12 protein-coding genes and 1 pseudogene are annotated in these 12706 nt (G+C 41.1%); 2 read left to right on the plus strand and 11 right to left on the minus strand.

Annotation, left to right across the window (positions count from 1 at the left end):
- Both Q0625_RS02700 and Q0625_RS02705 read left to right on the plus strand, forming a co-directional pair.
- Positions 1 to 165: pseudogene (locus Q0625_RS02700) on the plus strand (porphobilinogen synthase); the annotation flags it as partial.
- Positions 166 to 302: 137 nt separating this feature from the next.
- A complete protein-coding gene (locus tag Q0625_RS02705) occupies positions 303 to 1190 on the plus strand; it encodes an ethanolamine ammonia-lyase reactivating factor EutA (protein ID WP_298823359.1) in 888 nt (295 codons plus the stop codon).
- Positions 1191 to 1231: 41 nt separating this feature from the next.
- Here Q0625_RS02705 and Q0625_RS02710 read toward each other — a convergent pair whose 3' ends face one another.
- From Q0625_RS02710 to Q0625_RS02760, 11 genes are all read right to left on the minus strand, one after another.
- Positions 1232 to 2197, minus strand: coding sequence for a hydrogen peroxide-inducible genes activator (locus tag Q0625_RS02710; protein ID WP_298823360.1), 966 nt, complete (start codon positions 2195 to 2197; stop codon positions 1232 to 1234).
- 98 nt (positions 2198 to 2295) lie between these two features.
- A complete protein-coding gene (locus tag Q0625_RS02715; protein WP_298823361.1) occupies positions 2296 to 3078 on the minus strand; it encodes an ABC transporter permease in 783 nt (260 codons plus the stop codon).
- Complete coding sequence (locus Q0625_RS02720) at positions 3071 to 3781, minus strand: ABC transporter ATP-binding protein (protein WP_298823362.1); 711 nt, start codon at positions 3779 to 3781, stop codon at positions 3071 to 3073. Before Q0625_RS02720 ends, Q0625_RS02715 begins: the two co-directional genes overlap by 8 nt.
- 32 nt (positions 3782 to 3813) lie before the next feature.
- Entirely contained in the window at positions 3814 to 5055 is a 1242-nt protein-coding gene (locus Q0625_RS02725; protein WP_298823363.1) for a nitrous oxide reductase family maturation protein NosD, read from the minus strand.
- A 15-nt stretch (positions 5056 to 5070) separates the two neighbouring features.
- Positions 5071 to 5538: a nitrous oxide reductase accessory protein NosL gene (locus Q0625_RS02730; RefSeq protein ID WP_298823364.1), complete on the minus strand. Its 468-nt coding sequence runs from the start codon at positions 5536 to 5538 to the stop codon at positions 5071 to 5073.
- Between the two features lie 114 nt (positions 5539 to 5652).
- A complete protein-coding gene (locus tag Q0625_RS02735) occupies positions 5653 to 6270 on the minus strand; it encodes a hypothetical protein (protein ID WP_298823365.1) in 618 nt (205 codons plus the stop codon).
- 58 nt (positions 6271 to 6328) lie between these two features.
- Complete coding sequence (gene nosZ / locus Q0625_RS02740) at positions 6329 to 8299, minus strand: Sec-dependent nitrous-oxide reductase (RefSeq protein WP_298823366.1); 1971 nt, start codon at positions 8297 to 8299, stop codon at positions 6329 to 6331.
- A 90-nt stretch (positions 8300 to 8389) separates the two neighbouring features.
- Complete coding sequence (locus Q0625_RS02745) at positions 8390 to 8917, minus strand: cytochrome c (RefSeq protein WP_298823367.1); 528 nt, start codon at positions 8915 to 8917, stop codon at positions 8390 to 8392.
- A gap of 290 nt (positions 8918 to 9207) precedes the next feature.
- On the minus strand, positions 9208 to 10326 hold the full coding sequence (gene bshA / locus Q0625_RS02750) for an N-acetyl-alpha-D-glucosaminyl L-malate synthase BshA (protein ID WP_298823368.1): 1119 nt from the start codon (positions 10324 to 10326) through the stop codon (positions 9208 to 9210).
- A 32-nt stretch (positions 10327 to 10358) separates the two neighbouring features.
- Positions 10359 to 11384 (minus strand): tRNA (adenosine(37)-N6)-threonylcarbamoyltransferase complex transferase subunit TsaD, encoded by a 1026-nt coding sequence (gene tsaD / locus Q0625_RS02755; RefSeq protein WP_298823369.1) that lies wholly within the window; start codon positions 11382 to 11384, stop codon positions 10359 to 10361.
- 330 nt (positions 11385 to 11714) lie between these two features.
- On the minus strand, positions 11715 to 12263 hold the full coding sequence (locus Q0625_RS02760; RefSeq protein WP_298823370.1) for a hypothetical protein: 549 nt from the start codon (positions 12261 to 12263) through the stop codon (positions 11715 to 11717).
- Positions 12264 to 12706: the final 443 nt, after the last annotated feature.

A 12706-nucleotide genomic window follows, 5' to 3' on the forward strand; every position in this document is an offset into this window, starting at 1 on the left:
TCTGTATATCAAGTATCAGGAGAATATGCGATGATCAAGGCCGCTGCACAGCGCGGTTGGTTAGACCACGATGCTATTATGCTTGAGCAAATCTATGCGATTAAGCGTGCAGGAGCTGATCTTATTGCTTCTTATTTTGCTAAAGATGTTGTCAAACTTTTATAAATTTCTTTTTCATTCTACTTAATTTTTTTAGATGACCTTCTGTAACTTATAGTTACAGAAGGTTTTTTTCTATTATTTAGTTGTTTTTGTAAGATTATCTTTGTAGATTTGCACGATAAAACTAACTTGACACAAGCATGAATATACGTAAATTTGCAGGTATAGACATTGGTTCCAACGGGGTACGCCTGCTTATAGCCAATGTGTTAGAGGAAGAAGGCAAGATGCCTATCTTCTCCAAAGGCAGCTTAGTGCGTGTGCCTATTCGCTTGGGAGCGGATGTGTTCGAACAAGGGAAGATAAGCCCAGAGAACGCTTCACGCCTGAAGGATGCAATGGAAGCCTATCGCTTACTGATGAAAGTGCAAGGGGTAGAAGCTTACCGTGCTTGTGCGACTTCGGCTATGCGTGAGGCTACTAATGGTGCAGAAATTGTCCAAGATATTGCCCAGCATACTGGGGTGGTTATAGAGATTATAGATGGAGCGGAAGAAGCGGCTATTATAGCCAATACTGACTTACATACCCTCTTGGAGAGTGATAAGAATTATCTCTATATAGACGTAGGGGGTGGTAGTACAGAATTTACTGTATATACACAAGGAACTGTTCGTGCCTCCAAGTCTTTCCCTATCGGAGGAGTACGCTTGCTCAAGGGTAAGGCCGACCAGCAGCTATGGGACAAAGTGAAGGACTGGATTCGTCTTTATACCAAAGACCTAAAAGGTATGGAAGCCGTAGGTTCAGGAGGTAATATTAATAAAATCTCCAAATCCACAGGTAAGCGAAAGGATGTTCCTCTTACATTACATTTCTTGGAGACCTATCTTGAACAGATTAGCCAAATGACCTATGAGGAGCGTATTCGTGATCTTGAACTCAATCCAGACCGTGCCGATATTCTTCCCTTAGCACTACCTATCTACATTAAGGCTATGAAGTGGGCTAAAATCAATCACATTCTTGTTCCTAAAGTAGGATTAGCCGATGGGATTGTCAGACAACTCTATTTAAGTAAGAAATAAAAGATAAAAGGTAAAAAGTGTCTCTTTTTACCTTTTTTCTTTTACTTTTTAGTCTTTCTCTTAAGTACTGGGTCAATGATGTTGAGATCCTCAAAGGTGATAGCGCCACGGACAACGCCTGCAATGACGTCGTATAGAGCGTTTATGATATTAATTTTCAATTCATTGTTATGGTACAAGAGGCTAATTTCGCGAGCAGGAGATGGTTCTTCAAAATAGTGTAGGTTCTTCTGCTCGGACTCGGCTAAGTTGAGCGTATGCAGGTAGGGAAGTAGGGTCATACCCATACCTTCATTGGCCAAACGAATAAGTGTTTCGAAACTACCACTCTTGATTTCTACAGGAGGGAGCTTGCCTTTCTCATGATTGTTTATTTCCTGACAGATATTCAGTACGCTATCGCGGAAACAGTGCCCGTCCTGCAACATAAGCATGTCCTTGGTGCTAAGGTCTGAGGTGTGTATTTTCTGTTTTTCTTTGAGATGGTATCTGTCATTGGGGATATAGGCTACGAAAGGCTCATCATATAGAGGGCGTTCTACAAGGTTCTTTTCTCCTAGGGGGGTCGCTACAATAGCCACATCTAGGCTTCCTTCGTTAAGTTCACGAACACATTCGCGAGTGGTCATCTCCTCCACATGTAGTTCTACTTTAGGGTATTTCTTGGTGAAATTGTTCAAGAACATAGGTAGTAAGGTAGGAGCTACTGTAGGGATAATTCCTAAGCGGAAACGCCCACCTATGAAGCCCTTATGCTGAGCAATAAGGCTCTTAATACGCTCAGATTCATTGACAATACTTTCGGCTTGTTTTAGGATTTTTTCTCCTACTTCTGTTACACGGACAGGCTTTTTTGTGCGGTCAAAGATAAGCACATCCAACTCTTCCTCTAAGCGCTGTACTTGCATACTTAGTGTAGGTTGGGTGACAAAGCATTTCTCAGCAGCCACACTGAAATTCTTGTATTGGGCAACGGCCAAAATGTATTGAAACTGAACAATAGTCATAAGATAAGTGATTTGGAATTAGGGGACAAAAATACAAAAAAGTTTTGAGTTTTGAGTTTTTAATTTTGAGTTACTTACAACTCAAAACTCAAAACTAACTAAAAGTCTTTCCTCTTTATCTTTCTCAGTATCATAAAGATAATTGCACTTACCCATAGGCATAGGGAACCTAAAGAGGCGGTAATACCCGCAGTAGAGCCAAAAAAGGATTTGAAGAAGGCACTGGTATAACCCATAAGCGCGGAGATATCCAACTTCAAGAGAATCAAGATACGAGAGAGGTCTATCGGATTGGCCAAGATCATTACAAGAGAGAAGGTATCTAATGGATATTGACGGAATACCATAAAGGAAATCAAGAAAATTCCATCAAAAATTACTGCCATAAAGAGCCAAATAAAAATAGCCAAGCTAAAGCCCTTGATCTTGTTTTCATAATAAAGTCCAATGAGATAGGAGAAACCTACAAAGATGAAACTAAGAAATACCCCTGTGATAATCAGCATGATAAAGTTGAATATATCGGGGGAGAGGAATAGCCCATAGAGTAGGAAAGGAATTCCCAATCCTATGATAAGACTCAGAGAGAGCGATAGAGAAATTCCTAAGTACTGTCCTAAGAAGATATGTTTCCTTGGAATAGGTTGAGCTAGCAATAGCTCAATGAACTCTCGTGCATTATAGTAGTACATGATCCCAAAAATAGTAGAAATCAAAGGGATAAGAATGATAATCACATTCATTAGGGTGATGACCGACTTGGAGATATCATGGTTGAGGAACAGTAGGATGCTACTTAGAATTAGGTAAAAACCCAAGTAGAAATAAGTCCAGCTACTACGGATAAGGTCAAAGAAAGTATATCGGATAATCTTAATCATATTTTTCGTTTTTTAACAGTTCAGCAATGGCTTCTTGGAAATTGTCTCTCTGGGTGGTTTCTAATAGCTGCCCAGGGGTACCTCTGAAGTAAATGTTTCCTTCTAAGATAAAGAGAATCTCGTCGGAGAGCTCCTCTATAAAGCTAAGAATGTGAGAGGTAATAAGTATAGTTTTCCCTTTCTCCTTCTCGCGCAAGATAAGCTTCTTAAGTGCTAAAATTGCGATTGGGTCAAGTCCAGAGGTAGGCTCGTCCAGAACAAGAATAGGCACATCTACCATGAAAGTAAGTACTAGATTCACTTTCTGTTTGGTACCTCCAGAGAGGTTACCCAAGGACTTGTTTAGGTGCCTTTGCAGACCGAAGAGTTCAATAAGCTCTTGGTCTTGGCAAGGGAGCTTCTTGATATTCTTAATCATAGCAATCAGCTCCTTTACCTTTAGGTTATTAGGGAAGTTGGCTATCTGTGGCAGATAGGAGATTTGTTCCCTATAAGCCCATTGGTTTTTGATAGATTTTCCGTTAAAAAGGATGTCACCTTTGGTTGGTATTACCATGCCCAAAAAGCTCTTCATGGAAGTTGTTTTTCCAGAACCATTAGGGCCTAAGATAGCGATGATACCGCCGTCCTTGATCGTAAAGTTCACGCCTTTGAGGACTTCTAATTTGCCATATTTCTTATGGACATCTTTGAATTCAATCATTTTGTTGAAATAGGTATTAGTTGGGGTAAATATTATTGTTTTGTCTTTTTGACGGGTTCCATACGTGGTGTCTCATCAATAAGGTTTTCAGGGGTGAATACAGGGGCTACTTTCTCTGAGAAATTCATGATATCGATGAATAAACTACGTAGCAGCACGATGCTCTCAGGCGTACGATTACTGATATAGGAAAAGAGCTTCACGGGGCGGTAAGGGACATCTCCTACTCCATCTTTGTTCAGGTCATAGCCTGTATAGTCACTCCAATAGTTACTGCGAAACTTGTTGTCATTCACATTGTTATCATAGGCCACATCGAAGGTGTTGTTGAAGAAGTTATTATCCCAGAAATCATTCTGGTAACAACCTCCACGGATACGGATACCCCAACCATTTTCGGTAAAGTTATTTTCGTTATACTTCATACGGGTACAGTTTTCTCCATTGATACCTATGGTATTGCGATAGAAGGTATTATATACCAACTCAGAGTCGTAGAGTTCCTTCAGTAGTAATCCATAAGAGGATGGTCCCCAGTTGTCTTGGAAGGTGTTTCCTACCATTTTTACCCGTTTGGAGAACATCACAGCGGCACCCGCGCCATTTTCAGAAAACCTGTTGCGATAGTATTCGTTGTCATCGGAGAACATGAAGTGCAGCCCATAGCGAAGGTTCTTATAGCAGTAGTTACCCTCAATATAGGACTTGGATGAGAATTGTATATAGATACCATCACGACAATTAGCCGCTTCATTACCAATGATTTTTATATTCTTGCAGCTCCATAGGTGTATGGCATTTCCTGAGTTATATTGTTGGGTAGCATTGGAGGAAATCTTATTGTTTTTTATAATACCATCACGTCCCTTTCTCAGAAGCACACCAAAGCATACCTGATCCATGATATTATCCTCTATAAGGAATTTTTTGGATTTGTCTAGGAGTATAGCGGCTTGTTCTTCTGTGGCTTTGAAAGGCACATTCGCCAAGCGGAAGCCCTTAATGGTAATGCTATCAGCTTGGATTTTGAGAATACTTCCCTTGAACTGACCATTGATTATAGGTCTGTCCTTTCCGATAAGGGTTAGAGGCTTGTCAAGGAGTATATTATTCTCTGGATATGTCCCCTTTTGCACTATAATAGTATCTCCCTTTTTAGCCTTTGCAACAGCTTGAGCAATGCTATTTATAGGACACTTGGGGCATACTTCTATAGATTGTGCCTTTAGGAAAAGGGGGAAGCATATAAGCAGGGGTATTAGTTTTTTTAGCATAGGCTTGAATAAGGATTAATGGTCGTGCATGTTACCTTGTTCCTCATGTGCAGGATGCTGATGTGCTTGGAACTTAGCCTGGATTCCTTGCCAGTCGTAGAGGTCGCCCCCTTTTTCAGCTTGGATTTTTTGGGCATCTTCCTTTGAGGCAAAGGCGGCCAAGTGGGCACCCATAGGGCTTTGTATCTCTTTGGAGATGAGATAAGTGGCCTTAGTAGCATCAATCAAGGTGTTTTCATGTAAGTAGTCACATACAAGGTATAAGGCTACCTTGTCCTCTTGGGGGGCTTGGAGCATACACTCTATGGCATCGTACTTGAAGGCTTTGGACTTTTGGGTAACCACCTCAGAGGCGAACTGAGGGCTTACGATGGTCATCTTGCAAAAAGAACACTCTTCCTTGCCATAATCAATAGGCTCGGCCTTGGGAGCGCAAGCAATCATAAGGAATGCAAGGCTCAAAAATAGGAATACTTTTTTCATGTCTGATAAATTAATTAAGGTTAATATGTTGTAAATAAATTGATTAAAAAGTAAAAAATCATCTTAGCTTAAGAGGAGTAGTCCTGAAGCCAAGATGATTTTTCTTTAGAATGATTATGCTGCACACTTATTGCATTTGTTACATTTTTTAGCAACAAAGAAAGCAACCAAGGCAAGCACAGCAGCCAAAATCATAGCATAAGTACCTCCTGCTGGATAAGATTCAGCATAGAAGTTCAGCAGCTCCTTACCTCCAAAGAAAGGAGGCTGGTAGGCCATGCCAGGGATTTTGATCTGAGCAGTGTCGCTTAGGTTGTGTCCATAGTCGTATTCCCACTGATAGAAGTCATACATACCCAATACGCCAGCTACGCCCATAAGGCCAGCCCAAACAAGGTATAGGATACGCTTGCCTAAGAAAGCAATAATAAGGCCTAAGACAAGGAAACCTCCGATCACCCAAGGGAAATATTTGAATTCCCAAAAATCTTCGGCATGGATGTGTTTCATTCCTATATAGTGGTTGAGAAGGTTCACATTCTCAATAGTGTGTATGGAAAGTTCGTCCTCTGGAGCAGAGAAGCTGCTCTTTCCATTAATGTCGTTGATCCAGATATACATATTGATACCTTCTGGATATTGAGGCGCATCGAGCTTGATATGCCAAATAGGGAAAAGGAATAGCAGCAGTAGCAAAAGGGATGCTACTACCATTAAGATTCGTGCTTTCATTTCAATTAAATTTTTGTAAAAAAGGCTGATACGAGTACCAGCCTTTTTCGGTTATAGATTATTCTTCATCTTCACCAAGGCTCCACTTAAGCGGAGTGTTGGCGTTAGCCGCAGATACACGAACGTATCCTTGCATTTCTTGGTGAAGGGCAGAACAGAAGTCAGTACAGTAGAATGGCCATACTCCTACTTGAGTAGGTTTCCAAACGAGAGTTTCTGTTTGTCCAGGCATGATAAGCAATTCTGCATTCTGAGCACCCAATACACTAAATCCGTGAGGGATATCCCAGTCTTGTTCTACGTTGGTTACGTGGAAGTATACAGTGTCACCTACTTTTACACCTTCTATGTTGTCAGGAGAGAAGTGGCTACGGATACAAGTCATATATACGTGTACGTTGTTACCATCTCTTACCACCTTAGCGTCAGCATCGGTACGAGTTACGTAAGGGTGGTGGTTATCCTTAAGCGCATAGATCTTAGTTTGTTGATCTTTGATTTTTGAAGCTGGAATAGCTTGTGCATAGTGAGGTTCTCCGATAGTTGGGAAGTCAAGAAGAAGTTCCATCTTGTCACCAGAGATATCGAATAATTGGGCAGATTGGCAAAGCTCAGGACCTGTAGGGAGGAAGCGGTCTTTGGTAATCTTGTTCATCGCAAGGAGATATTTACCGAAAGGCTTACGAGAGTCTCCACCAGGGATCATAAGGTGTCCAGGAGCGTAGTAAGTAGGCTTTCTGTCCAATACTTCCCAAGTACCTACTTTCCATTTGATAACTTCAGAGGAGATAAAGAAAGTAGTATAGGCATTACCTTTGTCGTCAAACTCGGTATGCAATGGGCCAAGACCTGTACTCTTTACTACACCAGCTACAACAGCATCCATTTTGATAGTTGGGATACCATATTTTTCACCATCAAAAGCTTTGTCTTCAATAGCTTTTAGCATCTTAGTGAAAGAGTGTACAGTAAGGTCAGAAGAAAGTTTTCCGTTACCAATGATATATTCCCCTGTTGGGTCAACATCCACTCCGTGAGGAGATTTTGGAGTAGGAAGGAGGTATACCAATCCTGGGAGCTTAGAAGCGTCGAGGATTTTTACAGTTTCTACTACTTCACTCTTACCTGTGTGTGTTTCATCACTGTAGGTATTGTGGTAGTGAGGCGCTTTCATTTCGGTAAATTTACCTTGTTTGATATAGTCCTCAGCTACTTTCCAGTTGATGGCAGCGATGTAGTCGTAATCGTTCTGAGAAGCTTCTACCTCAAGGAGGGTGTTAGCTTCCTCAGTGTTGTAAGTGGTGAAGAATACCCATCCGTGAGAATTACCCTTACCAGAGTGTGCTAAGTCGTAGTTGAACCCAGGCATAAGGATCTGGAACTCAAGGTTCATGGCACCTGAATCAGGGTTGATTTTCACGAAAGAGATAGCTCCTTTGAACTTACCTTTGTAATCCTTAATAGCTACGTCTTCCTGAGGAATAGGCACAGAGAAACGAGTACCCCCTACGATATACTCAGTGTTTTGAGTAACAAAAGTAGAAGAGTGGTTTCCTCCTACGTTAGGAAGCTCTAGGATTTCTTCTGTTTCGAAAGTTTTAAGGCTGATACGAGCCACACGAGGAGTGTTGTTACCGTTGATAAAGATCCAGCGACCGTCCACTTCTCCGTTAGTTTGAGAAAGATCGGGGTGGTGAGTGTCATCCCAAGGAATGAATCCGTGGGTAGTTTGCAAAAGGGGTTTGGTTTCTTCATTGTAACCATATCCTTTTTCAGGGTCTTGAGAGAACACAGGGATTACTTTGAGGAGTCGTCCTGAAGGAAGTCCATAAGTGGCAAGCTGACCACTGAAACCGCCTGATAGGAAAGCATAATACTCATCGTACTCTCCAGGTGCTACATACACCCTTGAGGCAGCATCTGAAGCTCCCATAGCCCCAGACTTATTACTATTGCTATTGTTGCCATTTCCACAACTGGCAAGAAAAGCACCAGCAACTGCCAAAGATAACAATTTGCTTGTCTTCATAAAAACAATTTATTTAAAAAATATTTATATCCTAAGGAATAGTCAAAAGACTGCTTAAGGATTGCTTAAGCAGTCCTTTGGGGGAGTGTCTTACTCTATAGTACGGAAGTACTCTAAGATAGCTCTAGCTTGTTCCTCATTGAGGTGTTGGTTAGCCATAGGAGCTCCATTAGCTTCAGCTAAAAGTTGCTTAGCAATAGGGTCATTGGCAATCATTTCCTCAGGGTTGAGGATCATATTCATCACCCATTCAGGTGAGCGTCTTTCCAAGATGCCTTTAGGAGCAGGGCCTATGAATTTCTTAGTAGGCTTGTGACAAGCAGTACAGTTGATTTTGAAAAGCTCTTTACCTTTTTCAGCAAGGGCTTGATCAGGAGTAGCTGCAAGGGGTGGGTTTACTGTTTTTACAGGACCTATTCCCTTGTTGCTTAAATCTACATTAGCACCACCGGCAGGAGCTGCAGGAGTCTCAGCAGGAGCTGCAGGTGTTTCAGCAGGAGCTGCTGGAGTAGCTGCATTGTCAGAAGCGTTATTGTTTTGCCCATTTCCAGAGCCACCATTACAGCTCACAAGTGCTGTAATAGCTAATGCGGAGAGTGTTAGTTTTAGCGATTTCATTAAAATTTATATTTAGTATTTTATGCGACAAAAGTACGAAATTTTTTTTAAAACAACACAAAGAAATCCTTTTTTTTTTCAGCTAAGATAAAGGCAAGAAGATCAGTTCTTTACTTTTTAACTGAATTATTGGTTGAAAAAATTGTAAAACACAAATAATGGAGATACAATCTATGTTTTTTCAGAAAATAGTAGGACATATATTTTAGCTATTGATATGTGTTTTTAACTATAAGTCATTAAAAAAATACTTATAGTTTTTGATTCACATTATAATTATTTGTTTGGTTTTACCTACTATTTCTATATACTTTTTCGTACAAAGGGATGATTTTTTGTTCATCAAAATGGGTAGCTTCCTGAAAGGCCTGAGCTTTGAACTGAGCTAGGGTTTCAGTGTCGCGCAGGATAATCAGGGCATTGCATGCCATGTCCTCTATGTCACCTACGGCGCTTAAAAATCCTGATACACCATGCTTATTGACCTCTGGGATTCCTCCTGCATTGCTTGAGATAACAGGTACCCCTTCGGCCATGGCTTCAAGGGCGGCTAAGCCAAAACTCTCTGATTCTGAGGGGAGCAAAAAGAGGTCACTAGAGCAGAGAATGTCATTGACATCTAGGTAGTTACCTAGAAAGGTTACATAATTCTGTATTTCTAAGTCATGGGCGAGGGCTTGGGCGTTTTCCCTATCGGGACCATCACCTACCATGATGAGTCGTGCTTTCTTATGCTGGAGGACTTTGTGGAAGATGCGTACCACATCGCAAGCTCTTTTGACCTTTCTGAAATTACTTACGTGGGTTAGGATCATCTCGTCTGCATTGGCAAGCATGGCACGTAGGCAGGTCTTGGGATGCTGCTTTTTCTTTTCTATATTGATAAAGTTGGGAATCACATTGATGTGTTTCTGTACGTCAAAGAGTTCGTAGGTCATATCCCGCAAGCTCTTAGAGACAGCAGTTACAGCATCGGAGGCATTGATGCTGAAATTGACTGCTGTTTTGTAATAAGGGTGATTACCTACAAGAGTTATATCTGTACCATGTAGCGTGGTGATGATAGCCACATCCAACCCCTCCTTCTGAAGAATTTGCTTGGCCATATAGGCGGTATAAGCATGTGGAATGGCGTAGTGAGCATGGATCACATCAATATTATACTCACGTACTACCTCTACCATCTTGCTTGATAGGGCAAGTTCGTAGGGCTGGTAGCGGAATAAGGGGTATTCCTCCACATATACCTGATGTAAGTGGATATTCTTATGAAAGGCAGAAAGCCTTACAGGCTGTCCGTAGGTAATAAAGTGTATCTGATAGCCTTTTTGGGCCAGGGCAACCCCCAACTCAGTGGCGACCACCCCACTTCCACCAAAAGTGGAATAACAAACGATAGCGATGTTCATTTCTTAGTTGTTAGTTTTTAGTTGTTTAGTGATTAGTCACTAAAACGATATCTTGCTTGTGCTGTTACGTGCATATCGGCAAAATCTTTTTGTAAATATTTGAAATAAGCGGCAATACCAATCATAGCGGCATTGTCGGTACAGTATTGGAACTGAGGAAGGAAGACCTCCCAGTGATATTTTTGAGCATATTGCTCAAGTGTTTTCCTTAGACCTGAGTTGGCACAGACTCCACCACCGATAGCCACTTGGCGGATACCTGTTTCGGCAACTGCTTTCTTTAGTTTGCGCATAAGTATCTCTATGATAGTGTATTGTACAGAAGCGCAGATGTCGGCTAAGTGTTCTTGGACAAAATGGGGGTGCTCCTTCTCTTGTTTTTGGATAAAGTAGAGCACAGCAGTCTTCAGCCCAGAGAAGCTAAAGTTGAGTCCCTCTACCTTTGGGATAGGAAAAGGGAAGGCATGTGGGTTGCCCTGTTGGGCATATTGGTCAATCAGGGGACCTCCTGGGTAGGGGAGTCCCAGTAGCTTGGCCGTTTTGTCAAAAGCCTCACCTGTGGCATCGTCCTGTGTTTCTCCTAGTACTTCCATAGAGAAGTAGTCACTGACTTTGAGAATTTGGGTATGTCCTCCGCTGATGGTCATAGCTAGAAAGGGAAAGGAGGGCTTCTTCTGTCCTTCATCGATGAAGTGGGAGAGGATATGCCCTTGAAGGTGATTGACTTCCACCAAGGGGATCCCTAGGGAGAGTGCTAGGGACTTAGCAAAGGATACCCCTACAAGTAAAGAGCCTTGTAGACCTGGGCCACGAGTAAATCCTATCGCCGAGAGTTGCTCCTTGCTGACTCCTGCTCGCTGCAAGGCCTGATGCACCACTGGAATGATGTTCTGTTGGTGGGCACGAGAGGCTAGCTCTGGTACCACACCTCCATATTCCTCATGGATTTTTTGGCTGGCAATGACATTGGAGAGGACTTTGTCACCCTGCATAACCGCTGCTGAAGTGTCATCACAGGAGGATTCTATCGCCAATATATAGGGTATATTTGTACTCATAAAGGAGATTCGTTTTCAAGAGGCAAAGGTAATGAAAAGTTTTGAGTTTTTAGCTTTGAATACCAATCAACGTGAGTAAGACATAAGCAAAATCATTTTTTCCTCCCAAGTTTCTCCTTTGTTGGTGTGTTTTTTACAGTTTGTACTAGTCATTAGGTAGAGGCTTTGACCTTTGAAGAGAGCGCTACAAGTTCTCCTAATAACAGTAAGCACGAACTTGTAAACTACAAACTCGTGCTAGTAAGGGGTTTTTCTTGAGTTTTGGGAAGTTAAGGTCTTGTAATTCTAACTATTGTTTTGTAGAACTCAAAATTCAGAACTCAAAACTTCTTAGAACTTTGTTACAATTCCAATCCCAATATGGGGCATAAAGGAGGTACGTTCCATTTCTATATTATTCTTCTCATAGTTTCCAGAGACAGCATTGACCCCTAGGGAGATATAAGGATTGGTACGTTCGCTAGCTAAGGAAAGAAAATAGGTCTGTACTTCTGTACCTACTCTGAAGAAGCCCCAGTCAGCCAAAGCATCCTTGTTAGGACCACCTATAAGCAGGTGGGTTTGGGAATGTAAGGCTATTTTCTCATTGGTATAAAACCTGAAATTACCGTTAAGTCCAAAGCCTGTAGTAAAGGAACGTGTTTTTTCGTTACGCTCGTCATGAAAAGCTATATGACCAAATTCCACAATAAAACCTAAACGGAATTTTTCAGAGAAACGATAACCTATACCTAAATCTAAGTTGATTTGTTGCATAGCAAACTCGTTTTTTAGGAAGTTACTTCCGAAAGATAGCTGATCCTCTTGGTAGATTCCTCTTTGGGCAAAGCCTATATGACCTAAGCATAATGCCAATGTGGCTAATAAAATTTTCTTCATGAAATAATTGTTTATGTTTTGACGGGGGCAAAGATAAAAAAATTAATTGTTAATTGTTAATTGTTAATTGTTAATTGTTGTATTATACATCATTGCTGAGAACTTGCAGCTCGTACTAATTATCAGTGGGTTTTTGGTTTTTGAAGAGAGCTATAAGGCTTTTAATGGTAGTAAATATGAATCAATAGTAGAAGAACAATTGTATAGTCTAATTCATTAAGACGCAATAAATTGTGCCTCTACGGAAGATTATGCTTTTGGGTAATTGTCTTAGCTAGTACATGTGTAGAGACGCAATTTATTGCGTCTTATACAGTTAGCGAATTTAACTATTGATTCGCATTATGAGCAGTAAAAACGTGTCAGTAATGAGAATTTTGACAGGAAACTTAGTGTTGGTACGACTCAAAATTCAAAATTCAGAACTCAAAATGTCAATTGTT

Origin of the sequence: uncultured Capnocytophaga sp. (genome assembly GCF_938029845.1) — a bacterium.
Taxonomy (GTDB): Bacteria; Bacteroidota; Bacteroidia; order Flavobacteriales; family Flavobacteriaceae; genus Capnocytophaga.